A 25,215-nucleotide genomic window follows, 5' to 3' on the forward strand; every position below is an offset into this window, starting at 1 on the left:
CGAAGTAGACCCATGACCAACATCGTCGTTCTGGTCAAGCAGGTGCCGGACACCTACTCGGAGCGCAAGCTCACGAGTGGTGACCACACGCTTGACCGCGAATCCGCCGACGCCGTTCTCGACGAGATCAACGAGAAGGCCGTCGAAGAGGCCCTGAAGATCAAGGAAGCAGGCGAGGGCGAGGTCACCGTGATCTCGATGGGCCCCGACCGTGCGACCGACGCGATCCGCAAGGCGCTGTCGATGGGTGCCGACAAGGCCATCCACGTCTCCGATGAGGGGCTGCACGGCTCCGACATCGTCGCCACCGTCAAGGTGCTGGCCGCCGCGATCGGCAAGGTCGAGGGCTTCGACCTCGTCATCGCCGGCAACGAGGCCTCCGACGGCCGCGGCGGCGCCGTTCCCGCCATGCTCGCCGAGGTGCTCGGCCTGCCGCAGCTGACCCACGCCCGCACGGTCAGCGTCGAGGGCTCCACGGTGAAGGTCGACCGGGAGACCGACGACGGCATCACCCACCTCGAGGCGAACCTGCCCGCGGTGGTCAGTGTCGGCGAGAAGATCAACGAGCCGCGCTACCCGTCGTTCAAGGGCATCATGGCCGCCAAGAAGAAGCCGGTGGAGAAGCTCACCGTCGCCGACCTCGGCGTCGACGCGGGTGAGGTGGGCCTGGACAACGCTTGGTCCAGCGTGCTCGAGGCCTCCCCGAAGCCGCCGCGCGAGGCGGGTCAGCGGGTCGAGGACGAGGGCGACGGCGGCACCAAGGTCGTCGAGTACCTCGTGTCCCAGAAACTCGTCTGATCCGGTTCGACATTCCTCGAGGAGTAAAGAATGGCTGAAGTACTCGTCCTCGTCGACCATGTCGACGGTGAGGTCAAGAAGGTCACCTACGAGCTGCTGACCGCGGCCCGCGAGCTCGGCGAGCCCTCGGCCGTCGTGGTCGGCGCGCCCGGCACCGCAGGCAAGGTGAAGGAGTCGCTCGCGTCCTACGGCGCGGCGAAGGTCTACGTCGCCGAGTCCGACGACGCCGGTAGCTACCTGGTGACTCCGAAGGTCGACGCGCTCGCCGCGCTCGTGGAGCAGGCCTCGCCTGCCGCGATCGTCGTCGCCGCGTCCGCCGAGGGCAAGGAGGTGTCCGGGCGGCTCGCCATCCGGATCGGCTCCGGTCTGCTCTACGACGTCGTCGACGTCAACTCCGACGCCACGACCGAGCAGTCCATCTTCGGTGGCGCGTTCTCGGTGAAGTCCAAGGCCGCCAAGGGCACCCCGGTCATCTCGGTGCGCCCCGGTAGCGTCGAGGCCACGCAGGCCGACGGTGCCGCCGCGGAGGAGACCGTCGAGCTTCCCGCTGTGGACGCCGCCAAGTCCGCCAAGATCACCGGCATCGAGCCGGTCGTCGGTGGCGACCGTCCCGAGCTGACCGAGGCCTCGATCGTCGTCTCCGGCGGTCGCGGTGTCGGCTCGGCCGAGAAGTTCGAGGTCATCGAGAAGCTGGCGGACTCGCTCGGTGCCGCCGTCGGCGCCTCGCGTGCGGCAGTCGACTCCGGTTACTACCCGGCCCAGTTCCAGGTGGGCCAGACCGGAAAGACCGTCTCGCCGCAGCTGTACGTCGCGCTCGGCATCTCCGGTGCGATCCAGCACAGGGCCGGTATGCAGACGTCGAAGACGATCGTCGCCGTGAACAAGGACCCGGAGGCGCCGATCTTCGAGATCGCGGACTTCGGTGTCGTCGGCGACCTGTTCAACGTCGCACCGCAGCTCGCCGAGGCGATCGCCGCGCGCAAGGGCTGATCGCGCGCCGGTAAACGCAAGCACGGTCAGGGCCACCCGCGATGACACGGGGTGGCCCTGACCGTTTTCGTGTCTTGTTTTTTGCCGAGCTTGGCCGGAGGCTGACACGATGGCGGAGCTCGACGATGACGTCGTGCGGCGGGCAACTCGTGGTGAGCGCGACGCCGCCGCGGAGTTGCTGACGGCGATTCGGCCGGGAGTGCTGCGCTACTGCTGGGCCCGGCTCGGGCCGCCCGGCACGACCCATGTCGCCCCCGACGATGTCGCGCAGGAGGTGTGCCTCGCCGTCTTCCAGGCGTTGCGCCGGTATCAGGACCGGGGCCTGCCCTTCGCCGCGTTCGTGTACGGCATCGCGGCCAACAAGGTCGCCGATGCCCACCGTGCCGCTGCCAGATTCGCGCTCGTGCGGCCGGTCGACACCGTCGCCGAGCCCGCTGACGAGGCCCCCGGCCCGGAGCGGCACGCCGTCGCGGCGGACATGTTCCGCCGCGTCACCGGACTGCTGCAACACCTGCCCGAGACACAGCGCGAGATCATCGCGCTCCGGGTCGCCGCTGGTCTCTCCGCGGACGAGGTGGGCGCGGTGCTCGGCATGACCCCTTCGGCCGTGCGGATGGCCCAGTCGAGGGCGCTTGCCCGCCTGCGGGAGTGGACCCGGGACGCGGCGGGGGAGGTGCTGGCGCTGTGACCACATTCGGTTCGACCGGCCCACACCGGGACATGGACGAGGTGGACGAGGCCACCATGGCCGCCGATGACCTGCTGCTGGACCGACTGAGTCGGGGTGAGCAGCAGGCCGATACCGACTCCGGCGCGGTGGCGGACCTGCTCGCACAGTGGCGTCGTGCTCTGCCTGACGGTACGGAAGCCGATGTCCGAGAGCCCCTGTCCGCACTGCCCGCGCTGCCCGCACCCGAAGTGCCGCCCCGCCGGTTCGGTGGCCATGCGGCTCGCGCGGTGCTGGCCGGTGCCACTGCCACGGTCGTCGCCTTCGGCGGTGCGAGTCTCGCGGCGGCGAACGCGGGATCGGACAGTCCGCTGTGGCCGATCACCCGCGTCCTGTACCCGGACCGTGCCGAGTCGAGAACGGCTGCCGACGCGGTCGTTCAGGCGCTCGGTGCGGCCAGGGCCGCGTTGGACCAAGGACGCGGTGCGGAGGCGGACCGCCTGCTCGACGAGGCGAGCGCTCTGCTCACCGAGGTCCGCGAACCCGCTGTGGCACAACGTTTGCGTACCGAGGTCGAGCAGTTGCGCGTACTGATCGTCGCCATCGAGGTCGACCGCCCCGCTCCGCAAACGCGTGTTGAGGTACCGCCGGGCGGCGAGCGGTCTGCACCCGCCGTTCCGACCGAGGCGGTGCCGTCGACCGCCGCACCCGCCCGTAGCCCGGCGCGCGCGACGGTCCCGCCGGAGCGCAACGTCGTGCCCGCGCCGGACACCGGCGAGGTGGCTCCCCCCGCGCTCACCGCGGTGCCGGTCGAACCCGACGTTCCCGCTCCCACGCTGAACGTTCCGCCGTTACCCGGCTGAGACCGCCACTGCGCCGAATGCCGTATCGGCCCAGGACCGTTCGGTCGCATTTCCGTCCGATGTGTCCTCTTTGCGTTGCGCCCTGGCTGCCGTCTCGATCTATGAACGATCGCTTACCCGTAGTTCAGAGCCAAGCGACTCATGAATAAGACACCGAGGAGCAGTTCATGCGTGTCCGCCCGCTAGTCGCGGCAGCGTTGGCCTTCGTCATCACCATGGCGATGGCTCCCGCTGCTGTTTCGGCCGCCGTTGATCCGGCGGAGTTAGCCGTACGCCAGACCGATACCGACGCAGTCATCGACGTGCGCCGCGCCGGAGAGGTGCGACCCACTGCCGAACAGATCGCCGCCGTCTCGCCGTTGGTGAGCCAGGCGGGCGCTGGCACCAGGGTCACCTGGGATCCTCGATTCGGCACCCCCCGCACCATCCGGCAGGACGGCGGTTGGCTGACCGAACCGCGATCCGGTGACCCGGTGACCGTCGCTCGGTCCTTTGTAGGCGATAACAAGGCGCTGTTCGGCCTCACCGAGCAGGATGTCGCCGCGCTGGACGTCGTCGGCGAGCACGAGCTGAACGGAACCGGCACGACGGTCGTGACCCTCGTGCAGACGTTCGGCGGCGTCCGAGCGGTCCGTGGCGGGCACCTCACCATCGCCGTGACCGAGGACGGCCGCGTGCTTTCCTACGCGGGCGACCCGGTGCGCAGCGGCAGTTTGCTGGAGGAGCACCAGCTGACCCCCGCCGCGGCGCTTGGGGTCGCGGCGGCAGAGTTGGCGCCGGATGTCGACTTCACCCCAGAGGCGGCAGGTGAGCGGGCCGGTTTCCAGGTGTTCGCCAAGGGCCCCTTCGGTGCCGAGTCCTACGTGCGTCGCGCTGCCTTCCCCACGGCGGACGGAGCTCGGCCCGCCTACCACGTGCTGTTCGTCAAGGCGCTCGATCAGGCCTGGGACACCGTCATCGACGCCGTGAGTGGCGTGGTGCTCTACCGGGCGAGCCTCGTCGACCACGATTCCGAGGGCACCGTGTATGAGAACCACCCCGGTGCCGAACGCGGAGGAGCGCCGGTCATCAAGCCCTTCGGGCCGACCGAGCAGTCCCCCTCCGGCTACGTCGACCCCAGTGGAATCGCCGGCCTGCCCGGCCCCACTACCGCGGGCAACAACGCCGACACCTACGCCAACTACTCGAACTTCCTCGTTCCCGCCGACCAGGGTCCGCGACCGGTGAGCGCGACCTCCCAGTTCAACTACTCCTATGCGAGCAACTGGGCGCGCAGCGAGGGGCAGACGGTCCCGCCGAGCTACGCACTCGACGTCGATCCGGCCAGCACCAACCTGTTCTGGCATCACAACCGTATCCACGACGAGTTCTACGAACTAGGCTTCACCGAGTCGGCGGGCAACTTCCAGATCAACAACAGCGGGAACGGTGGCCAGGGCGGGGATCCCATCCTCGGTCTCGTGCACGCCGGTGCCGCCAGCGGTGGGGAACCGACCTACACCGGCAGGGACAACGCGTACATGCTCACGTTGCCCGACGGTCTGCCGCCGTGGAGCGGGATGTTCCTCTGGGAGCCGATCAACGACGCGTTCGAGGGTCCTTACAGCGACGGCAACTTCGACGCGTCGGTGATCGAGCACGAATACGCGCACGGTCTGACCAACCGCTACGTCAGTGGCGAGGACAACGCCCTCGGCACCCATCAGTCCGGGGCCATGGGTGAGGGCTGGAGTGACTGGTACGCGCTGAACTACCTGTACGGCAACGGCCTTGCCGACCGTCCTGTCGTCGGTGAGTACGTCACCGGCAACGCCGAGCGGGGCATCCGCAACTGGAGCTACGACGACAACCCCACCACCTTCGGCGACATCGGCTACGACCTGGGCGGTCCCCAGGTGCACGCGGACGGGGAGATTTGGGCTGCGACGTTGTGGAACGTGCGCAAGGCGCTCGTCGACCACTTCGGTGAGAGCGAGGGCGGAGAGATCAGTGCTCGCATCGTCACCGATGCGATGCCGTTATCGCCACCCGATCCGTCCTTTGTCGACATGCGCGATGCGATCCGTAGCGCGCTCGACAACCGTTACCACTCTCGTGCGGACTACGCGACGATCGTCGATCTCGTCTTCGGTGAGTTCGCCGAGCGCGGGCTCGGTGTGGCCGCGAGCACCGAAGGGGGCGAGGACACCGATCCCGTGCCCTCGTTCGCGCACGTGAACCCGGCGCACAACGGCACGTTCACCGGCACGGTGGTGAACGCGTCGACCGGTGAGCCCATCGCAGACGCCAAGGTCATGCTCGGCGTCTTCGAGGCAAGGGTGACCCCGTTGCGCAAGACCTCCGCCACCGGCGCATTCTCCGCCCCGGTCAGTGCGGGCAGCTACCCGGTGACGATCTCCGCCCCCGGGTTCGGCGCACACACCTTCACCGACGTCTCGGTCCGCGCGGGAAAGACGACCGCCAAGCGGTTCTCGTTGCAGCCCAACCTGGCCTCGACGGCCAACGGTGCCAAGGTCGTCTCCTCGACCTCGCCAGGAGCGGACAAACTGCTCGACGACACCGAGGCCAGCAGCTGGGCTGCTGCGCCGGGAACCGGCAACGCCACGATCGAACTCGCCAAGTCAGCACCGATCTCCGCAGTGCAGGTGAGTGCGTACACCACGTCCCGTTTCGAGGGCCTGCGCGGGTTCGCGCTGCAGACGTCCACGGACGGCGTCAACTGGCAGACGGTACGAGCGGAGACCGACGCCTTCGGTTACGAGACCCCTCGCCCGACCGCACCGGACCTGCATTACCGGACATTCACATTGGACAGTCCGGTGGACGCGCGTTACGTGCGGTTCTGGACCGACTCGGCGCTTGGCGAGACCAAGACCCGGGTGCAGGCGGCGGAGCTGCAGGTGTTCTCCGGCAAGGTCAAGGGTGTCGAGCCGTTGCCGCCGACACCGCCGGACGAGCCGGTGGTCGACAACGGCACGATCGCGGCAGGTAACCCGTCCACCGGATCGACGCCGACCGGCGTCACCGCGGCGGCCCTGACCTCGAACTGCGCTGTGCCGCCGCCGCCCGCCCAGGGCGCCGACGGCTGGGTCACCGAACTCCCCGAGAGCTTCGGCGACGGTGCGCACAAGGTGTTGCTCGCCGGGGACACCACCGCCCCGTACGACCTGGATCTGTACTTCTATGACGCATCCTGCACATTGACCGGCTCGGCCGCCTCCGCGGCCGCGGACGAGTCCGCGACCCTGCCCAGTGGCACCCGGTTCGTGCTGAGTCAGCTTTGGCTCGGCGCGGGAGTTCCGATCACCCTCACCGCAACCGACACACAGTAAGGCAGAAGCACTCCGGACCACCCTGGCCACGGCCGGGGTGGTCCGGACTGTGTCAGCCGCTCACGCTCACCGGCAACCGGGCGGGGCCGCGAAGATTGATGCGGCCGTTCCACTCGACCTCACCGTCGAGTGCGAGCGTGTCGAAGCGTTCGACCAGCCTGCCGAAAGCGATCCTCGCCTCCAGCCTGGCCAGTGCCGCACCGAGGCAGTGGTGCGGGCCGCCGCCGAAGGACACATGCTTGCGCGCGTCCGGGCGCTCGAGGATCACCCTGTCGGCGTCGGCACCCCAGAACCGTTCGTCCCGGTTCGCCGAGGCGAGACTCGCGATGACGAACGACCCGGCCGGGATGACCTGTCCGTGAATGATGTGCGGTTCGAGGGTGATCCTTCTGCTGAGCTGGACCGGGCTGTCGTAGCGCAACAACTCCTCGGTCGCCGCGCCCGCGAGCTCCGGCCGCGCACGCAGCAGCGCCAGCTGGTCGGGCTGGCGCAGCAGTGCGAGCACGCCGCCCGCGATCAGGTTCACGGTCGTTTCGTGTCCCGCGACGTAGAGCAGCACGACCTGTGCCACCAACTCCTCGTCGCTGAGCACGTCCCCGTCGTGTTCCGCCGCGATCAGCGCGGTGAGCAGATCGTCCCCGGGCCTGTCCCGCTTCCACGCGATCACCTCGCCGATGACGGCGGACAGTTCGGCGTCGGCGGCGGCGATGCCGGTGAGCGTCGCGGGGTCGTTCACCGGTTCGAGAGAACGGACCAGTTGGGCGGTCAGCTCGCGCAGGCGGACGTGGTCGATCGATGGCATCCCCAGCATCCGCGAGATGACCGCGAACGGCAGCGGGAACGCGAGCTCCTCGACGAGGTCGACGCTGCCGACCTCCGCGATTCGGTTCAGTGCCTCGTCGACCAGGGCAGTCACCTCGGGTTCCAGTGCCGCGATCGAGCGCGGGGTGAACACCTTCGACACCAGCGACCGCAGCCGGGTGTGGTCGGGCGGATCACGGTCCAGCATGGACAGTCCGCCTGCGCGCGGGTCCACGTCGATGCCCGCCTGCTCGCGCAGGTCCCGCATCGGGCTCGGGCCGAGGTTGCGGTCCTCGACGGAAAGCCCTGACCGCAGCAGGTCCGATACTTCGGCATGCTGAGTGAGCAGCCAGAACCCCAGCGGATGCTGGTATACCGGCCCGGCTTCGCGCATTTGCCGGTACTGCGGATACGGATCGTCGGTGAATCCGGGCGCGAACGGATCGAACAGCACGTCGTCGTTCTCGGTCACCACGTTCTCCGTCATTCGAATGCTCCTTCAGGCCATGGCCGGTCGCTGGTTGTGGGTTGGGCGATGGTCGACTCCGGTTGCCGCCAGCAGTCGCAGGCGGTGGTGTTCTTCGCCCGCGAGGAGAATCGGCCGATCCGCGTACGCGTCGAGCAGGCGTCGCGCTGCGGGCTGTTCCAGGGAAAGTTCCCGCCAGAGCGAGCTGATCCCCGCGCCCAGTTCGTTGTCGTCGCCGGCCAGCAGTTGATCCAGTCGCGCGTCGAACGCCCGGTACCAGTACGCCTGGACCTCGCCGAGAAAGCCGTCGAGGTCGCCGTACTCCGCGTCGATCTCGACGCGCTGGTTGTGGGTGAGTACCGGATCACGCCGATCGCCGAGGCTGCGAAGTACGGCGTGGACCAGTAGGCGGCGTCTGCGTGTGCGTTCCCATGCATCGCTCATGCGACTCACCTGCTCAGTGTTGGTGACATACTCTGTGTATGTTTCTATGCTGCCCGTATGTCATCTGTCAAGAGTCGGCGGGAGCAGTACTCGGAGGCCACGCGCGCGGCCCTACTGGAAACGGCGACGCGGATGTTCGCCGAGCGGGGGTTCGCCGGGACCGCTCTCGATGACGTCGCCGCGGCCACCCAGGTCACCCGTGGTGCCGTCTATCACCACTTCTCCAGCAAAAAAGCGCTGTTCGAGGCCGTGTTCGAGGTCATGGAGTCCGATGCGATGCGACGGGTGGCCGAAGCGGCGGCAGGGGTCGCCGATCCCTGGGAGTCGGCGATGGTCGCGTTGAACGAGTTCCTCGACCGTTGCTGCGATCCGCTCTACGGAAAACTCGTCTGGCACGAGGGGCCGGTCGCGCTCGGCTGGCACGCCTGGAAGCAGTGTGAGGAGAAGTTCGCCTACGGCCTCGTCGAGCAGATGCTGCGCGCTCTCGTCGACAACGGAGACATCGATCCCACCCCCATGGACACGACGGCACGATTCACGTTCTCCCTGCTCGGCGCGGCCGGAATGCTGCTCGCGGACGCCGAGGAGGCGGACAAGGCGCGGGTGCGGGAGGAATGCGCGCAGGTGATGACGCGGCTACTCAGCGGACTGCGTCCTGCCGATCGATGAGGCGCCGGCGGGCGGCCGGTAAGGCTGAGAGGAACCTGAGAACCTCGCGTTAACGGAGTGTGCATCGAAGGGTCACCGGATGGCACTCTCCGTGGCCCCAATCCGGCCGGTAGACCTAGGGCATGACGCGGTCCCAGCTACTCGTCAGCACTGATCAGACGGGTGCCGAGCTCCCGCCGGGTACTCCGAGCTACTCGCTGCTCGTCGCCAACGACAACGAAGAAGTCCTTGCCGCACAACGGCTTCGCTACCGAGTGTTCGCCGAGGAGATGGGGGCGACGATCCGCTCCCCACAGCCCGGCCTCGACATCGACGAGTTCGACGCATTCTGCGACCACCTGGTGGTCCGGGACGACACCAGCGGCGAGATCGTCGGAACCTACCGGATGCTGCCGCCCGACCGGGCGGCAGCGGCGGGCAGGCTCTACTCCGACACCGAGTTCGACCTCTCCGCGCTCGCGGGCCTGCGTTCCTCCCTTGTGGAGGCTGGACGTTCCTGTGTGGACCCGGAGCACCGTGGTGGTGGCGTGGTGAGTCTGGTGTGGGCCGGGATCGCCCGGTACATGCTGCTCGCCGGGCACCGCTACCTCGTCGGCTGTGCGTCGGTTCCGCTCTCCGACGGGGGTAGTTACGCGGCTGGTGTGTGGGACGTGGTCCGCACTCGGCACTACTCCCCGGACACTCAGCGGGTCCTGCCGCTGCGGCCGTGGGACGACACGGGAGTGGCCCGGCCGAACCGTTCCGTGTTGCCGCCGCTGCTGAAGGGCTATGTCCGGCTCGGCGCGCAGGTTTGCGGTCCGCCGGCACACGATCCGGATTTCGGTGTCGCCGACTTCTTCGTCCTGCTCGATCTGCAGCGCATCGACGAGCGGTACCTGAAGTTCTTCCTGGGGATCGGATCGTGACCGCTGCGGCCCCGGCTGTCGGGGCGGGGGGCGCGACCCGGCACTCGTGGATGCCCGTCTCGCCGTGTGGCGCGTCGTGCCTGACCGAGCCTGCGCCCGCCGTCGCGCTCATGCGCCGGGTGCTGCGGCTCTGTGCGGCGATCACGGTCGTACTCGGGGCGCTCCTGCTCGCCCCGCTGCTGTTCGTGTTCGGACGGCGAGTGCGAGACCGGATGGTGCGTGCCGTATTCGCCGGTGTGCTGCGAGCGTTCGGGGTGCGCCTGGTCGTTCACGGCGGTGCGGACCTGCGTAGGTCGCCTGCCGGTCGTGGCGCTCTCGTGGTCAACAACCACATCTCCTGGCTCGACATCGTCGCGGTCAACGCCGTCCGGCCGATGCGTGCGCTGGCGAAGAAGGAGATCGCGAACTGGCCGGTGCTCGGCGGTCTCGTGTCCAGGGCCGGCAGCATCTTCCTCGACAGGGAACGACTGTCCACCCTGCCCGCGACCATGGCCGAACTCGCCGCGGCGCTGCGCGGCGGTTCGCTGGTGAACGTCACTCCGGAGGGCACGACGTGGTGCGGACTCGGTTCTGGCCGGTTCACCACAGCGGCCTTCCAGGCGGCCATCGACGGTGGGGTGCCGGTGCGTCCCGTCGCGTTGCGCTACCGGCTCGCCGACGGCCGGGAGACCCCCGAGCCCGCCTTCATCGGGCCGGAGTCACTGATCGACTCGGTGCGCCGGGTCGCGCGACTGCGGGGTCTGGTCCTGGAGGTCTTCGTCTGCCCGGAGATCGCTCCCGGTCGCGCAGCCGATCGTCGTGAACTGGCCGCGCTCGCCCAGTCGGCGGTCGACGCGGCCCTCGGACGCCACCGCGTGCTCGCGTTCCCCGCGCTGGAGATGGCCGTTCCGGGCTCCGGATTGGTAGCCCAGCCAGCCCGAACTGCCAACTCGGGCCCTGGATCTGCCAAGTCGGGCTCCGGAACTGCCAACTCGGGCCCTGGATCTGCCAACTCGGGCTCGGGAACTGCCAAGTCGGGGGCTGGAAGTGTCAGGTCGGGGGGAAGAGTGCGCGCGCGATGATCTCGCGCTGGATCTCCGAGGCGCCCTCGTAGATTCGGGGGGCGCGGACCTCGCGGTAGAGGTGTTCCAGCGGGTGGCCCTGTTCCAGGGCTTTCGCGCCGTGCACCTGGATCGCGACGTCCACGGCGAACTGGGCGGTCTCGGTGGCGAACAGCTTCGCCATCGCGGCGGCGGAGGCGACCTCCTGCGCGCCTGCATCATGCGCCTGAGCGGCGGCACGGACCAGCAGCCGTGCGGCCTGCAGGCGCGTCGCCACCTCGGCGAGCTGGTGCGAGACCGCCTGGAACTCGTGCAATGACCGGCCGAACGCCCGCCGTTGCCCGGCATGGGCGACGGCCGCGTCCAGCGCCGCCTGCCCCATACCGACGGCGAAGGCGCCCACGCTCGGGCGGAACAGGTTCAGGGTCGACATGGCGACCTTCATGCCCCGGTCCACCTCGCCGAGCACGTGCGTGCCAGGCACTTGCACGTCGGTGAAGGTCAGCCTGCCGATCGGATGCGGTGCGAGCATCGGGATACGTTGCCCGGAAAGACCAGCCGAAGCTGCGGGCACCGCGAACGCGGTTATGCCACGTGCTCCTGCTCCTGGCGTGGTCCTGGCGAAAACGGAGTAGACGTCGGCGTCGGGGGCGTTGGAGATGTAGACCTTTTCGCCGGTGAGCCGGAAGCCGTCGCCGTCCCGGACGGCCGCGAGGCTCAGCGCGGCGACGTCCGATCCCGCATCGGGTTCGGTGAGGGCGAACCCGGCGACCGCCGTGCCCGCCGCGAGCCGCGGGACCCAGGTCTCCACCAGCTCGGGACGGCCCTCGCTGAGGATCGGATGGCCGCCGAGCCCCTGCAGCGCCAGTGCTGTTTCCGCCTCGGTGCAGTACCGCGCCAGCCCTTCCCGCAGCAGGCACAGCGCCATCGCGTCACGCCGGCCGAACACCGGGTCGAGAAGTCCGTGTTGAGCGAGCGCCGCCACCAGCTCCCGGTTCACCGCGCCGGGCTCGCCGCGGTCCGCGACGGCGATCAGCTCACGCCCGGCCCGCTCGGCATCCGCCAGCAGGCGTGCGTGTGTCTCGGACAGGGTCACGGGACCACCGCCGTCGCCACCAGTTCGAGTTTCGCCGCCGGGTCGAAGAGTTCGGCGACACCGAGCAGCGCCACCGCCGGGTAGTGGCGGCCGAAGTGCTTGCGGTACAGCGGCCCGAGTTCCCGCAACGCGGCGCGGTAGGCCGGGACGTCGGTGACATAGATGATCAGTGAGACGAGGTGCGATGGACTGCCGCCCGCGGCACGCAGGGCCGTCACGACGTTGCCTGCCGCCACATCGAACTGTTCGGTAACGCTCTCGCCGAGGATCGATCCGCCGGGTCCCTGCGCGGTCTGCCCGCCGAGGTAGACAGTCCGGCCGGGTGCGGCCACGACGGCGTGGGCGAAACCCACCGGCTCGGCCAGTTCGGGAGCTACGACGACCTCATGGGTCACTTTCCCGTCCACTCCGGACTCCTTCCCGCGGACCACGCGCGGTAGAACTCGCGATGGTCCGCACTGGTCATCAGCAGGGCCTGCGTCATCGCCTCGAACTCGATGGCGCCACCCAGGTCCATGTCCAGTTCCCTGGTGAGCAGCACCTTGGTGGTGGAGTACGCGAGCGCGGGCCCTCCGGCCAGGCGGGCCGCCAGCGCCGCGGTCTCCCCGGCCAGCTCGTCTTCGTCGAGTACCCGGCTGGCCAAGCCGATGCGCTCGGCCTGCTCGGCGCCGATCGAGTCACCCAGCATCAGCAGTTCCGTCGCCCTGCCGAGCCCGACCAACCGGGGCAGGAGGTACGCCGAACCCATATCCGCCCCCGCGAGTCCCACCTTGGTGAACAGGAAAGCGAACTTGGCGCTGCGGGCGAGCAACCGGAAGTCCGCGGCCAGCGCCAGTACCGACCCTGCCCCCGCCGCGATCCCGTTGACCGACGCGATCACCGGCAATGGGCACTCGCGGAGCGCCTTCACCACCGCACCCGTCATACGAGTGAACTCCAGCAGCTGTGCGGAACTCATCGACTGCAGCTCACCGATGATCTCCTCGACATCGCCACCGGAGCAGAACCCGCGCCCGCGTCCAGCGAGCACCACCACCCGCGCGTCGCCGCGGTGCGGGAGTTCGGCCAGCAGGTCACGCAGGTCGGCGTAGGTGTCGAAGGTCAGCGCGTTCAGCCTGTCCGGCCGGGAGAGGGTCACCGTGGCGACCCCATCGGTGACGTCGAGGTCGAAATGCCGCCATTCGCCGGTGAATCCCGGTGAGGCCCGGAACGGACTCATCGCTGCGCTCCCTGGTCGTTGTTGTTCATCGCTGGATTCCGCCACCGTCGAGGACGAGGGTCTGTCCGTTGATCGCGGCCGCCTCCGGTGCGGCGAAGAACTCCACCGCGTGGACGACCTCCGCCGGTTCCAGCAACCGTCCCAACCGCACTCCAGAGGCAAGGGCGGATTCGGCCGCCGCCTCGTCCCGCCCGGTGGAGGACATGATCCGGGCCACCGTCTCGGTGGTCATGTCGGTGCGGACGAAGGCCGGGCACACGGCGTTGGCGGTCACCCCCGAACCGGCGACCTCCGCGGCCACCGCCCGCGTCAGACCCACCGCTGCGTGCTTGGACGCCGTATAGCCACTGGTGTAGCGGTAGCCGACGTGACCGGCCGTCGAGGCGATCGTGATGATGCGGCCGCTGTCCCGTTCCCGCATCCCCGGCAGAACCGCCCGAGTGCACAGGAACGCACCAGTGGCGTTGACATCGAACTGCCGCTGCCAGTCGTCCACAGTGGTCTTGGCCAGTGGTGCGCTGGTGGCCACACCGGCGTTGTTGACCAGCACGTCCACCGGGCCGGCTGCTGTGAAGTACTCGGCCACCGCGGCCTCGTCGGTGACATCGCACTCGGCGGTGCCGGGGGCGAGCACTTCGTCGCCCTTCGCGCGGAAGCGGGCGGCGACGGCCGCGCCGATGCCGCGTGTCCCGCCGGTCACCACGACCCGCCGCCCGGTCATGGCCTTGTCCTCTCCCGCAGTGCCCTGCGGTCGAGTTTGCCGTTGGCCGTACGGGGAAGCTCGTCGATGAAGTGAAACGTCTTCGGGCACTTGTAGCCGGGCAACCTTGTCCTGAGGAACTCGCGCAGCCCGGCGCCGTCGGTAGTCGCTCCCTCGCGTAGCACGACGAAGGCCCAGGGCCGCACGAGTCCGCCGTCGGAGTGCCCGATCACGGCACAGTCCACGACATCCGGATGACCGATGAGCCGGTGCTCGATCTCGCTCGGCGCGACGAAAATGCCGCCGACCTTGAGCAGTTCGTCGGCGCGTCCATGGTGGGTGAAGTAGCCGTCACCGTCGCGGCTGAAGAGATCGCCGGTACGGAGGGTGTCACCGTGGAACGTCTCCGCCGACTTCTCCGGGGCGCCGCGGTACTCCAGCGCGATGGTCGGCCCGGTGACCTCGAGAGTGCCGATCTCACCGTCGGGAAGGCGCTGCCCCCGCTCGTCGACGACACGGGCCGTATAGCCCGGAACCGGGGTGCCGACGGTGCCCGGCCTGGCCGCGCCGGGCCGGTTGGAAATGTAGATGTGGTAGGCCTCCGACGATCCGATGCCGTCCAGTACCGGCACACCGAAGGCGTGGTCCCAGCGGCGAAGCAGTTCGGCGGGCAGAGCCTCACCGGCCGAGGTGCACAGGCGCAGCGAGCTCAGGTCGGCGTCGGCCGCGCGGGGGTGGGCGGCCATGGCACTCATCATCGTCGGCACGTTGACCAGGATGCTCGGCCGATGCCGCTCGATCAGCTCGAAGATCAGTTCGGGTGTGCTGCGCTCGGGAAAAACGATCCCCGTCGCGCCTACCGCGAACGGGAAGAGGGCGACGAGGTCACGTGCGTAACCGAAGAACAGCTTGGGGACCGCCAGCACCAGGTCACCGGAGTTCAGTTCCAGTACGTCACGGGCGTAGCACTCGAAGCTGCGCAGTGCGCTGCGAACGGGATGAACACACGCTTTCGGTGATCCCGTGCTGCCGGTGGTGAACTTCCAGATGGCGACGTCGCCGGCCGACATGTCGACCGCGTCGCGCACCGGCTCCGTCTGCTCCAGCAGTGTCTCGAGTGGACGCTCGCCTGCGTTCAGCAGTTCCGGCGCGACACCCGTCGTCATGACCGTTGGCAGGTGCTCGCCCGTGAGCGTGCTCAGCGCCTGCCGTATCGGGCCGAGGGTCTGCGCGTCCACAACTACGACCGAAGGCTCGGTGTAGCGCAGGAAGTACGCGTAGGCCTCGGGATCGAGAAACGTGTAGACCTCGGCGGTGATCGCGCCAATACGCTGTGCGCCGAACCAGGTCGCGACGAACTCCACGCTGTCGGCGCAGGCCAGCAGCACCCGGTCCCCCCTGACGACACCGAGGCACCGCAGCGCACCCGCCGTTCGGTCGGCGAGGTCCTTCAGCCGCCCGTAGGAGCAGTGGACCTCGCCGCAGATCAGGGCACTGGCATCCGAGCGGCCTTCGGTCAGGTTGTGGTCGAGGAAGCGCGCCGCGAGGTTCACTGCCCGTACACCTCCTTCGCCAGTTCCCGCACCGCGTCGGCGAGCATCGAGATCAGTGTTTCGTAGGTGGTGGAACCCTCCGCCCCACTGGCTTCGGCGGGCGCTCCGCAGTACGCGTCGCGCATTCCCATCGCCTCGAACGTCGATTTGCCGTCTGCCATGGCTGCTGGCATGTTCACCCTGACCCTGGGCAGAGTCCGCATCGCGGCGGTGTCGATCAGTTCGGGGCGTTCCGCCAGTACGAGGGAAGTCTCGTAGCGACCCGCATGGCACTCCCCGGCACGGAACTCCGCCGTGAGCCGCTCGGCCTGCCGCCTGCGCACCAGGTCGAGATGTCCGATGTGGACCCCGTGGCGGGTTTCCATGGTTCGCACCGCGCGGCGAAGGGTCTCGACATGCTCCGGCTCGAAGTGGTTGTTCACCAGCACGACGCGGGGAAGTCCCTGCCGCAGCAGTGCGGTGCACACCTCCACCACGAGGGCGTGCAGGGTGTCCTCGCTGACGTGCACCGCCCCTGGGAACGAGGCCGCGTACCTGGTGACGCCGTAGGGCAGTGCGGGCAGGATCAGCAACCGCACCTGCTCGTCGCCGGCGAAGTGGGCCACGGCGCGTTCGCATACCGCCGAGGAGATCAGGCCGTCGGTGCCAAGTGGGGCGTGTGGTCCGTGTGCTTCCACGGCACCGATCGGCAGCAGCAGCACCGGTACCCGGTCACCGGTCCGCAGTGCGGCCACCTGCGGTGAGGTCAGATTGGCGAAGTAGGTCATGTTGCCTCCCCAGGAAAGTCCACGATGCACAGGTCGGCCCTGCCTGCCGACAGTGCGGTGTTCACCTCGTCGAGCGTGGTGAGGTAGCCCCCGACCAGCGTGGGTACCGCGGCCTCACTGCGGACCCGGTCGCTGAGTGTGGTGAGGAATCCCCGACGGTAGACCGGATGCGCGCCTGCCGCGGTCTGACCCGCCTCGACGTGCACCAGATCGGCGCCGTTCGCCACCATCGCGGCGGCGATCTCGATACCCGCTTCCGTGTCGTTTCCCCGGGCGGCCCAGTCGGTGACACTCAACCGGACGGCCAGCACCCGTTCGGGCGCGGCCGCGCGAACCGCGGCGAGTACGTCCAGGGGGTAGCGCAGGCGGCGCGCGGGGTCGCCCCCGTAGTCGTCTTCGCGCAGGTTCGACAACGGGGAAAGGAACCCGGCCAGCAGCCCGCCGTGCGCGCAGTCGAGTTCGAGGACGTCGAACCCGGCCACGTCGGCGTGGCTCGCCGCGGTGGCGAACGCCGCGCGGACTCGGTCGATGTCCCCCTGCGTCATCGCCTTCGGCACCTGGCAACCGGGACCGTAGGGCAGCGCGGATGCCGCCAGCAACGGCCAGGACCGCGCTTTCGGTAGCGCGATGTCCACACCGGAATGCGCTGGGCGGGTCGCCCCGCGCCTGCCGGCATGGGCGAGGCGGATTCCGGCCAGCGCGCCCTCGACGTGTACGCGGGCCACCGCCTCGGCCCACGGCGCTTCCATGGTCGCCGTGTCCGGGCTGACCCTGCCCTCCTCGCTGACCGCGGCGGGCCCCGCGAGAACCAGCCCTGCTCCGCGCCGGGCCGATTCGGCGAGTCCGATGTGGTCGGCCGCGAGCAGCACGATCCGGTTGGGCACCGTGGTCCCGCGCAGGTGCAGCGGTGCCAGCGCGGGTGGCGGGCCGAACAGCTTTTCCTTGCCACCTGCGAACTCCGTATCCGCCGTGCGCACGAAGTCCGGGTCGCGCACGGTGAGATTCGCGTGCCCGATCCGCCCGCTGCGGGTGAGCAGGTTCATCGCGAACTGACGCGGCGCGAGGCGATCGTGCAGGTGCACACGAGCGAAGTAGTCCGCACTCTCGCCCGCGGCCCGCTGGAACCGCTCGACGACCGGCTGCCGGTCGTTCTCGTAGTCGGTCAGGGCAGCACGAAGCGCGGCGGCATCGTCGCCACGATGGGCGATGGACTGCGCGAGTGAGATCGCATCCTCCATCGCGAGTTTGGTGCCGGAGCCGATGGTGAAATGGGCCGTATGCGCCGCGTCGCCGATGAGCACGGTGTTCCCGCTGTGCCAGTTGCGGTTGCGTATCCGGGGAAACGTCAGCCAGGACGACTTGTTGGACATCAGGCGATGCCCTTCGAGGTCCGCGGCGAACAGGGTCGCGCAGAAGTCGATGCTCTCCTGCTCGCCCATCAGGTCCAGTCCCGTCGCGCGCCAGATGGCTTCCGGGCATTCCACGATGAAGGTGCTGGTGTGCTCGTCGTACGGGTACGCGTGCACCTGGACCATGCCGTGCTCGGTGTCGGCGAAGATGAACCGGAACGCGTCGAGTACCAGATCGGTGCCGTACCAGATGTAGCGGCAGCCCTGCGGCGTCAGGGTGGTGCCGAACGCCGCCTCCGACCCGCGTCGTACGACGCTGTTCGCCCCGTCCGCACCGACCAGCAGGTCGGCGTCCGCGCCCGCCGTGTCCGGGTCGTCGATCTCGACGCCGAAACGCAGTTCGACTCCGAGTCCGGCGCAGCGTCGCTGCAGGATGCCGAGCAGGCGTTTACGCGAGATGGCGGAGAAGGCGTGCCCACGGCAGCGTTGCAGGGTCGCACGATAGGAGATGTCGATGGCGTCCCAGTGGGCGAATGTCGCGGTGATGTCGAGGTAGCTCGGGTGGTCGGCCTCGCGCAGCGCGCCGAGTGTCTCCTCGGAGAACACCACCCCCCACCCGAACGTCGCATTCGGTGGATTCCGCTCCAGTACGGTGATGTCGTGGTCCGCGTTGGCCTTCTTGAGCAGTATCGCCAGATACAGCCCAGACGGTCCCGCGCCGATGATGCGGATCCTCATCCGAGGACCTCGCGCAGCCGGTCCACCTCGTCCACATCGGACACGGTGGGCAACAGGATCAGTTCGTCACAGCCCGCGTCACGGTAACCCCGCACGAGATCAGCGACGGCGCTCGCAGTGGTGAGGTTGGCCGCGGCGATCCGCTCGGCGAACGGACCGGTGAAGGCGTAGTAGTCCCGCAGGTAGTCCGTTCCCCGTTCGGGCTCGCCGAGGGCGAAGTAGGCCTGTCCCCACAGCAGCGGCCTGCCGGGCCTGCCAAGATCCCGCCAGGCGGCCTGGGCTCTGGTCGCGGCCGAGGCGAACGCCCGTGGCGGACCACCACCGTGGGCGTAACCGTCGGAGTAGCGCGCCATTCGCTCGAGTGCCGGTCCGCCCGCACCGCCGACCAGCAGTCGCTGTCCGGAGTCCCGGCCCCGCAGGTGCGCCAGTTGTTCGGAGAGGCGCCTGCCCCTTGTCGACGGATCCGTTTGCGCTGCCGTGTAGTCGTCCTCTCGAGCCCCGATGGCCAGGCCGAGGGTGAGCCGGTTGCCGGAGATGGCCTGCACGGAGTCCACTTGTTTGGCGAGCATCGCGGTCGAACGCAGCGGCCCGATCGCGATCATCGTGGCGAGCCGGATTCTTTCGGTGACAGCGGCTGCCGCGGCGAGCGCGGTGAACGGCTCGATGCTCTCGTAGACCAGCCGGTCGAGCACCGCGAGCGTGGAGAACGGCCCGGCTTCGGCTCGGCGTGCCCACTCTGTCAACAGTGCTCCGCCTGCCCCCGGTGTCGTGTTCGGCAGCCCGATCCCGACTCTCATCCCAGACAAATTACACCCGAGCGCGGTGAGGTGTATACAGTCAAACTGGCTGATCTATTCGTGATGATGGGAGTTGAATGGGTGAACGCGCTCCGGCCGAAGGTCGGTACTTCGGAGAAGTTCGGCCGCCATACCGGCATGACTGACGCCCGCGCACCACAGGAACTGATCGTGACGATGCTCGGCAGCTACGTCCGGCCGAGGGCGGAGCGGTCGGTTTGGGCGGGTGGACTCGTGGCGCTGCTCGGTGAACTCGGCTACTCCGAAGGGGCGGCCCGGATCGCACTGGCTCGCCTCGTCCACCGCGAGCTGCTGCACCGGCGCAAGGACGGTCGCAGGGTGCACTACACCCTCACCGACCGTGCCATCGCCCTGCTCGACGACGGGGACCGGCGAATATTCACCCTCGGCAGGCAGCGGACCGAGCCGGGGGAGTGGACCCTGCTCTGGCACAACGTGCCGGAGGATCGGCGTCGCGAGCGCGAGCGGCTGGTCCGGCGCCTGCGCTTTCTCGGCTTCGGGACCCTCGGGGACGGCACCTGGCTCACACCGCACGACCGAGAGGCCGAAGTCGTGGCCCTGCTCGAGGAACTCGGCATCGACGGACACGCCGGACTGCTCAGGGGCCGTCTCACCGGCTCGCTCGACCCCGCCACCGTGATTCATCGGGCCTGGAATCTGGATGAGCTCGGCAGGCGCTATACCGAGTTCGTGCGGCGGTTCCGCGGAGCCGCCACCGGACGGGACGCAGGAGCGCTCGAGGAACCGGCCGCGTTCGGTATCCGGACGACACTCGTGCATCTGTTCCGGCAGTTCCCCATGCTCGACCCGGAACTACCCCACGATCTCGTCGCCCCGCCACGTAATCGCGACGAAGCCGTACGACTGTTCGACGATCTCTACGCGACGCTGGCCGAACCCGCCCAGCGCCACTTCGACGAGGTGACCAAGCCATGACCGAACCGAATCCCGCGCTCACCTACACCTCCTACCTCGCACTGGACGAGGTCCTCGCCGCACAGCGCCCGCGCTCCGACGAGCACGACGAGCTGCTCTTCATCGTGATTCACCAGGTGTACGAGCTCTGGTTCAAGCAGTTGTTGCACGAGTTGGCCTACGCGCAGCAGCGTCTGGCCGAGGGCGATACCGCGCACGCGTTGCGGACACTGCGCCGGGTGTTGACGGTGCTCAAGGTCGCGGTCGCCCAGATCGATGTCCTGGAGACGATGACGCCGAGCCAGTTCACCTGCTTCCGGGAACGGCTCGACGCGGCGAGCGGCTTCCAGTCCGCGCAGTTCCGCGAGCTGGAGGTGGTGCTCGGCAGGCGGGACGAGCGCGTGCTCAGGAACTACCCCGAGGGAAGTGCGGCTCGCGAGCGGATCGCGGCGGCGATGGAGCGCCCCTCGGTGTTCGACTCGTTCCTCGCCTACCTCGGCGTGCACGGCTACCCGGTGCCGACCGGCCGCGACCTCACCACACCGCTCGAGCCCTCGGCCGAGGTCCAGGAGATGTTGCTGCGGGTGTACGCGGACGACGGGGGACCCGCATCGGTATGCGAGCACCTGGTGGACCTCGACGAGGGCATGCAGGAATGGCGTTACCGGCACGTGAAGATGGTCGAGCGCACGATCGGGGATCGCTCGGGCACCGGCGGATCCTCCGGTGCGGCGTATCTGCGGACGACCTTGTTCACGCCGATGTTCCCCGACCTGTGGGCCGTGCGGAGCAGGTTGTGAGCGGGCCGGTCACGCTGGCCGGGGTGCGCGGCACACCTAACGCGCTCGCCCCGCACTACTCCCGGTTCCGCGTCGCCGAACGGCTCTCGCTCACCGGCCACTCACACCAGGCCTGGCCGGACGCGGCCCGGCAGGCCATGTCGGACGCCTTCGACGACGCCGCGACGGAACTGGACGGCAAATGGGAGCGGGCGTTCGCGAAGGCCGAGGAAGTACGCGACGGCTACCGGACGCTGCTCGGCGACCCCGGCGGTGAGCTCGCACTGGGAGCCAACACCCACGAACTGCTGATCCGGCTGCTGTCCGCACTCGACCTGCGTGCGAGGCCGCGACTCGTCACCACTGACGGTGAGTTCCACACGGTACGCAGGCAGCTGACCCGGCTCGGGGAGGCAGGCCTGGAGATCGTGCGGGTCCCCACGGCGCCGATGCGCACACTCGCCGAGCGGCTGGCTGCCGAAACGAATACGAACACGGCCGCGGTACTGGTCTCGCGGGTGCTGTTCGAGACCGCCAGGATAGTCCCGGGCCTGGGTGAGCTGGCCGCCGCCTGCCGGCGCAGCGAGGTGGAGCTGGTCGTCGACGCCTACCACGCGCTGGGTGTGGTGCCAACGCCGATTCACGACCTCGGCCTCGGCGACGCGTGGATACTCGGTGGCGGCTACAAGTACCTGCAGCTCGGTGAGGGCAACTGCGTGCTGCGCCTGCCCGCGCACGCGGCCCGCTTGCGGCCAGCCGTCACCGGCTGGTTCGCCGAGTTCGGCGACCTCGACCAGGAGCGTGCCACCGGCAGGGTGGGCTATGCGTCGGGGGCCGAGCGGTTCGCCGGAGCCACCTACGATCCCGTCAGTCACTACCGAGGCGCCACGGTGTTCCGGTTCTTCGCCGAGCACGGACTGGACGACGCGCTGTTGCGGGAGATCTCACGCCATCAGATAGGACTGCTCGCGGACCGCTTCGACCGGCTGGACCTGCCGGAGGACGAGATCGCGATGGATCGGGAGACGCCACTGGCGGAGATCGGCGGCTTCCTCGCCCTGCGCTGCCGGGACGCGGCGGGGGTATGCCGCGCACTGGCGGAGCGTGGGGTGCGCAGTGACAGCAGGGGCGAATATCTGCGGCTCGGGCCCGCGCCTTACCACTCCGACAGTCAGCTGGAGTCGGCGATGGACGCGCTCGGCGAGGTCATCCGGGGTTGACCGGGTGTCCCCCGCGCCGCTGTCGATGCGGCCGGTGCAGAGTCGGCCGCATCGACAGCGGGCGCCCTCCTCGCGCCAGGCGTCACGCCGCAGGATGCGCGGAGGCCAGGAGGGCTGTTCCGGCCCGCGTCAGCGTCGCCGGAGCGAGCTTCGCGGGGCCGTGGGGGCCGGTGGAGGTGATCAGACCGTCCTGAACGAGCATGTGTGCCGCGAACTGGTCGCAACAGGCGATGCCGTCCACCAGCAGATCGGGTTCACGACTGAGCGTGAGTTGTGCGCGGCCGGCCGCGACGGCGCGAAGGATCGCTAGGCTCCGTCCGGTCGGCGCGCGGCCAGGAACCGTTGTCACTGGTGTGGACATACTCGTGTTTCCTTGTGCGGTTCCCCGGCCCTTGGTCGCGGCCGGAGTGGAATTCACTGTGTAGGTCCAGACCTTGCCGCACGCGCTGATGTGATGGTCATCCCAATCGGCCATAACATCGGCACTAGGTCGGACGAGTTCACCGGGACCCGTTCGGCCCGTTTTCCGCCCACCACCGCTCGAAGCTGGGGTTGCGATCAACCAGCTTGGGATAGGCGTCGGCGGCGGCGCGGCGGATCAGCGCGGGATCGACCGGGCACGACTCGGCCCAGGCCAGGTCGACGCGTAGTGCCAGCGGATCGCCCGCCAATGGCCGCACCACGATTCCGCGCCCTTCCTGTGAGGTCGCCTGCGCGAGGCTGATGCATTGCCCGCTGGTGAGGAACCCGCGTGCGGTGCTGACGTCGCTCACCTCGTGCGCGATCATCGGCTCGAAGCCGGCCCTGCGGCCTGCCGCGCGCAGGTACGCGGCACCGCCGAGATCCTCCTGCGGGTCGACGAGCCAGCGCTCCCCGGCGAGTTCGGCGAGTTCCACCACATCCTTCGCCGCGAGCGGATGGTCTTCGGCGAAGGCGACGAACACGGGCTCCACCGGGACGATGACCGAGGTGCGGACCCCCTCTGGCACGGCGGTTTCGAACCCGATGGTCTGGGCGATCACGGCGACGTCCAGCCTGCCCGCGTGCACCAGCGCGAGCAGTGCGGCCATCGAGGCGTCGGTGTGGGCGTGGATCTCCAGCTGCGGCCTAGCCGGGTTCCTGCCCCGGTCGTACAGCTCGACGATCCGGGGGAGCACGGCGGGCAACAGCGGGCCGGGAAGGCTGCCGAGGCGCAGTTCTGTGGGTCTGCCGGAGTCGACGTCCGGTGGTTGCTGGATCCGCAGATCGGCCATCTCGGTGAGTACGGCTCTCGCCTTCGCCAGGACCGTGCGACCGAAGGCCGTCGCCTGGACGCCGTCGCGAGAGCGTTCGAACAGCGGCGAACCCATCGCCTGTTCGATCCGGCGTAGCTGTGCGGTGAGGGAGGGCTGGGACACGCCCAGAATCGGTGCGGCTCTGGTGATGCTCCCCTGCTCTGCGATGGTCGTCAGAACCTTGAGATGCCGAATCTCCAGTTCCATAGTGTTCATCCTATGGCCACTTGCGATGACCGCGAGCACGGCACATGCCGCATGGTTCGACAGGGGGCGGAAGGTGCTGCTCGGAGGAGGTCACAGAGTGGGGACTCGCATCACTGGTACAGCCGAAGGTGGCCGTCGTCACGACGAGTTCCGGTACCCGGAGGTCGACCCCCGTGGCGGCGAAGGCACCTACTTCGGCGACGGCGCCGGCCTGGACCGCTGGCTGCTGGACAATGGCAGGACACGAAATCGTGATCCGCGAGGTGCGCTCCGCCTGCCGATCCCGTAGCGCGGGACACTTCTGTCAGCATAGGTTCTGTGCAGGGCGAACTCGGGGGAATGACCTTCCCCGCGTCTCGCCCGGCAGGAAAACCACCGGCCGGCCGCGCGCCACAAGCCGCGAGCCGGGGCTGACAAAGGAGTCACCTACCGTGACCGAAGGTGTATTCGGCCGCGACAGCGGCCATGAGCAAGTTGTGTTCTGCCAGGATCCCCGCAGTGGGCTGAAGGCGATCATCGCGGTGTACTCCACCGCACTCGGGCCCGCACTCGGCGGCACCCGCTTCTATCCCTACACCTCGGAGAGCGACGCGCTCGACGACGTGCTGGCCCTGTCCAAGGGCATGGCGTACAAGAATGCGCTGGCCGGGCTCGACCTCGGTGGCGGCAAGGCCGTCATCATCGGCGATCCGAATACCGACAAGTCCGAAGCGCTGCTGCGTGCGTACGGCCGGTTCGTGCAGTCGCTCGGCGGCCGCTACATCACCGCCTGCGACGTCGGCACATTCGTCCGGGACATGGACGTCGTGGCCAAGGAATCCGCCTTCGTCACGGGCCGCTCACCGGACCTCGGCGGAGCCGGCGACTCCTCCGTGCTCACCGCGTACGGGGTGTTCCAGGGCATGCGGGCCTCGGCGGAGCACATCTGGGGCAGCCCCGAGCTGACCGGCAGAAGGGTCGGCGTCTCCGGGGTCGGCAAGGTGGGGCACATCCTGGTCGGGCATCTGGTTGAGGCGGGGGCGCAGGTCGTCATCACCGACGTCGCGGAACAGGCGCTCGATCGCACACGTGCGGTGTATCCCGGCGTTGACGTGGTCGGCGGCAACGACGAGCTGATCCGCGCCGACCTCGACGTCTACGCACCCTGTGCGCTCGGGGGTGCGCTCGACGACGAGACGGTTGACGTACTGCGGGCCAAGGTGGTCTGCGGCGCGGCGAACAACCAGCTGGCCCATCCTGGTATCGAAAAGCGGCTGGACGACCGCAAGATCCTGTTCGCGCCGGACTACCTGGTCAACTCCGGGGGAGTGGTTCAGGTCAGCGACGAGTTGCACGGCTTCGACTTCGAGCGCGCGAAGCGCAAGGTCACCGCGCTCTACGACACCACGAAGTCGGTGTTCGAGCTGGCGGCAGCCGAGGGAGTGCCGCCGGTGACGGCCGCCGACCGTCTCGCCGAACGCCGCATGGCGGAAATCCCCCGCCTCCGCTCGATCCTCACATCACCCTGACCCGTACCGCCAACGCCACCAGGGATGAGTAGTTCCCCAATGTGGCATTCGGGACGTTAGACGTCCCCAATGCCACATTGGGGACGCTCAAGTTCCC

The 25,215-nt window shown here is 68.8% G+C and carries 25 protein-coding genes; 13 read left to right on the forward strand and 12 right to left on the reverse strand.

Annotated elements, in window-relative coordinates; translation table 11 throughout:
* Positions 1-12: 12 nt before the first annotated feature.
* From D0C15_RS17430 to D0C15_RS17450, 5 genes are all read left to right on the forward strand, one after another.
* Complete coding sequence (locus tag D0C15_RS17430) at positions 13-798, forward strand: electron transfer flavoprotein subunit beta/FixA family protein (protein WP_116046576.1); 786 nt, start codon at positions 13-15, stop codon at positions 796-798.
* A gap of 30 nt (positions 799-828) precedes the next feature.
* Entirely contained in the window at positions 829-1,788 is a 960-nt protein-coding gene (locus D0C15_RS17435) for an electron transfer flavoprotein subunit alpha/FixB family protein (protein WP_116046578.1), read from the forward strand.
* Between the two features lie 109 nt (positions 1,789-1,897).
* Entirely contained in the window at positions 1,898-2,476 is a 579-nt protein-coding gene (gene shbA / locus D0C15_RS17440) for an RNA polymerase sigma factor ShbA (RefSeq protein ID WP_116046581.1), read from the forward strand.
* Positions 2,473-3,318 (forward strand): hypothetical protein, encoded by an 846-nt coding sequence (locus D0C15_RS17445; RefSeq protein ID WP_116046583.1) that lies wholly within the window; start codon positions 2,473-2,475, stop codon positions 3,316-3,318. Before shbA ends, D0C15_RS17445 begins: the two co-directional genes overlap by 4 nt.
* A 167-nt stretch (positions 3,319-3,485) precedes the next feature.
* Positions 3,486-6,650, forward strand: coding sequence for a M36 family metallopeptidase (locus D0C15_RS17450; RefSeq protein WP_116046585.1), 3,165 nt, complete (start codon positions 3,486-3,488; stop codon positions 6,648-6,650).
* Between the two features lie 52 nt (positions 6,651-6,702).
* On the opposite strand, the gene D0C15_RS17455 is transcribed toward D0C15_RS17450, so the two are convergent.
* Together D0C15_RS17455 and D0C15_RS17460 are read right to left on the reverse strand one after the other, a co-directional pair.
* A complete protein-coding gene (locus tag D0C15_RS17455) occupies positions 6,703-7,938 on the reverse strand; it encodes a cytochrome P450 (RefSeq protein ID WP_116046587.1) in 1,236 nt (411 codons plus the stop codon).
* A 12-nt stretch (positions 7,939-7,950) separates the two neighbouring features.
* Positions 7,951-8,361, reverse strand: a complete 411-nt coding sequence (locus tag D0C15_RS17460; protein WP_116046589.1) for a hypothetical protein — start codon at positions 8,359-8,361, stop codon at positions 7,951-7,953.
* A 57-nt stretch (positions 8,362-8,418) separates the two neighbouring features.
* Between D0C15_RS17460 and D0C15_RS17465 the strand changes: the two genes are divergently transcribed.
* The 3 genes from D0C15_RS17465 to D0C15_RS17475 all read left to right on the forward strand — a co-directional run bounded on the left by D0C15_RS17465 (position 8,419) and on the right by D0C15_RS17475 (position 10,996).
* Positions 8,419-9,030 (forward strand): TetR/AcrR family transcriptional regulator, encoded by a 612-nt coding sequence (locus tag D0C15_RS17465; RefSeq protein ID WP_116046592.1) that lies wholly within the window; start codon positions 8,419-8,421, stop codon positions 9,028-9,030.
* Positions 9,031-9,152: 122 nt separating this feature from the next.
* Positions 9,153-9,935 carry a GNAT family N-acetyltransferase gene (locus D0C15_RS17470; RefSeq protein WP_116046594.1) on the forward strand — a complete coding sequence of 261 codons (783 nt, stop codon included), beginning with the start codon at positions 9,153-9,155 and terminating at the stop codon, positions 9,933-9,935.
* Positions 9,936-9,985: 50 nt separating this feature from the next.
* Entirely contained in the window at positions 9,986-10,996 is a 1,011-nt protein-coding gene (locus tag D0C15_RS17475; protein WP_116046738.1) for a lysophospholipid acyltransferase family protein, read from the forward strand.
* Here D0C15_RS17475 and D0C15_RS17480 read toward each other — a convergent pair.
* From D0C15_RS17480 to D0C15_RS17515, 8 genes are read right to left on the reverse strand one after another with little or no spacing between them, the layout of a single operon-like run.
* Positions 10,965-12,071 carry an acyl-CoA dehydrogenase family protein gene (locus D0C15_RS17480; protein ID WP_116046597.1) on the reverse strand — a complete coding sequence of 369 codons (1,107 nt, stop codon included), beginning with the start codon at positions 12,069-12,071 and terminating at the stop codon, positions 10,965-10,967. The two genes, D0C15_RS17475 and D0C15_RS17480, sit on opposite strands and share 32 nt — an antisense overlap.
* Positions 12,068-12,478, reverse strand: coding sequence for a RidA family protein (locus D0C15_RS17485; RefSeq protein ID WP_116046600.1), 411 nt, complete (start codon positions 12,476-12,478; stop codon positions 12,068-12,070). Before D0C15_RS17485 ends, D0C15_RS17480 begins: the two co-directional genes overlap by 4 nt.
* A complete protein-coding gene (locus D0C15_RS17490; RefSeq protein ID WP_116046602.1) occupies positions 12,463-13,290 on the reverse strand; it encodes an enoyl-CoA hydratase family protein in 828 nt (275 codons plus the stop codon). The genes D0C15_RS17485 and D0C15_RS17490 overlap by 16 nt, the downstream gene beginning before the upstream one ends.
* Before the next feature lie 25 nt (positions 13,291-13,315).
* The gene (locus tag D0C15_RS17495; protein WP_116046604.1) at positions 13,316-14,011 is read right to left on the reverse strand and encodes an SDR family NAD(P)-dependent oxidoreductase; all 696 of its coding nucleotides are present in this window, start codon (positions 14,009-14,011) and stop codon (positions 13,316-13,318) included.
* Complete coding sequence (locus tag D0C15_RS17500) at positions 14,008-15,543, reverse strand: benzoate-CoA ligase family protein (protein ID WP_116046606.1); 1,536 nt, start codon at positions 15,541-15,543, stop codon at positions 14,008-14,010. Before D0C15_RS17500 ends, D0C15_RS17495 begins: the two co-directional genes overlap by 4 nt.
* Positions 15,540-16,310 (reverse strand): creatininase family protein, encoded by a 771-nt coding sequence (locus D0C15_RS17505; protein WP_116046608.1) that lies wholly within the window; start codon positions 16,308-16,310, stop codon positions 15,540-15,542. Before D0C15_RS17505 ends, D0C15_RS17500 begins: the two co-directional genes overlap by 4 nt.
* Positions 16,307-18,397: an oxidoreductase gene (locus D0C15_RS17510; RefSeq protein ID WP_116046611.1), complete on the reverse strand. Its 2,091-nt coding sequence runs from the start codon at positions 18,395-18,397 to the stop codon at positions 16,307-16,309. Before D0C15_RS17510 ends, D0C15_RS17505 begins: the two co-directional genes overlap by 4 nt.
* Positions 18,394-19,194 (reverse strand): LLM class flavin-dependent oxidoreductase, encoded by an 801-nt coding sequence (locus D0C15_RS17515; RefSeq protein WP_116046613.1) that lies wholly within the window; start codon positions 19,192-19,194, stop codon positions 18,394-18,396. Before D0C15_RS17515 ends, D0C15_RS17510 begins: the two co-directional genes overlap by 4 nt.
* A gap of 138 nt (positions 19,195-19,332) precedes the next feature.
* Here D0C15_RS17515 and D0C15_RS17520 point away from each other — a divergent pair, with 138 nt between their 5' ends.
* Genes D0C15_RS17520 through D0C15_RS17530 form a run of 3 tightly spaced genes read left to right on the forward strand, consistent with a single transcriptional unit; the run spans position 19,333 to position 22,129 of the window.
* The gene (locus D0C15_RS17520) at positions 19,333-20,151 is read left to right on the forward strand and encodes a PaaX family transcriptional regulator (protein ID WP_116046740.1); all 819 of its coding nucleotides are present in this window, start codon (positions 19,333-19,335) and stop codon (positions 20,149-20,151) included.
* Complete coding sequence (locus D0C15_RS17525) at positions 20,148-20,930, forward strand: tryptophan 2,3-dioxygenase (protein ID WP_116046615.1); 783 nt, start codon at positions 20,148-20,150, stop codon at positions 20,928-20,930. The genes D0C15_RS17520 and D0C15_RS17525 overlap by 4 nt, the downstream gene beginning before the upstream one ends.
* The gene (locus tag D0C15_RS17530) at positions 20,927-22,129 is read left to right on the forward strand and encodes a kynureninase/PvdN C-terminal domain-containing protein (RefSeq protein WP_245975912.1); all 1,203 of its coding nucleotides are present in this window, start codon (positions 20,927-20,929) and stop codon (positions 22,127-22,129) included. Before D0C15_RS17525 ends, D0C15_RS17530 begins: the two co-directional genes overlap by 4 nt.
* 82 nt (positions 22,130-22,211) lie before the next feature.
* Here D0C15_RS17530 and D0C15_RS17535 read toward each other — a convergent pair whose 3' ends face one another.
* Entirely contained in the window at positions 22,212-22,490 is a 279-nt protein-coding gene (locus D0C15_RS17535) for a hypothetical protein (RefSeq protein WP_245975913.1), read from the reverse strand.
* Positions 22,491-22,629: 139 nt separating this feature from the next.
* The gene (locus D0C15_RS17540) at positions 22,630-23,610 is read right to left on the reverse strand and encodes a LysR family transcriptional regulator (RefSeq protein ID WP_162830113.1); all 981 of its coding nucleotides are present in this window, start codon (positions 23,608-23,610) and stop codon (positions 22,630-22,632) included.
* Between the two features lie 97 nt (positions 23,611-23,707).
* Between D0C15_RS17540 and D0C15_RS17545 the strand changes: the two genes are divergently transcribed.
* Together D0C15_RS17545 and D0C15_RS17550 are read left to right on the forward strand one after the other, a co-directional pair.
* Positions 23,708-23,899, forward strand: a complete 192-nt coding sequence (locus D0C15_RS17545; RefSeq protein ID WP_116046619.1) for a hypothetical protein — start codon at positions 23,708-23,710, stop codon at positions 23,897-23,899.
* Between the two features lie 142 nt (positions 23,900-24,041).
* On the forward strand, positions 24,042-25,118 hold the full coding sequence (locus D0C15_RS17550; protein WP_116046622.1) for a Glu/Leu/Phe/Val family dehydrogenase: 1,077 nt from the start codon (positions 24,042-24,044) through the stop codon (positions 25,116-25,118).
* The last annotated feature ends 97 nt before the right edge of the window (positions 25,119-25,215 follow it).

This window comes from Amycolatopsis palatopharyngis (assembly GCF_003385185.1).
Taxonomy (GTDB): Bacteria; Actinomycetota; Actinomycetes; order Mycobacteriales; family Pseudonocardiaceae; genus Amycolatopsis; species Amycolatopsis palatopharyngis.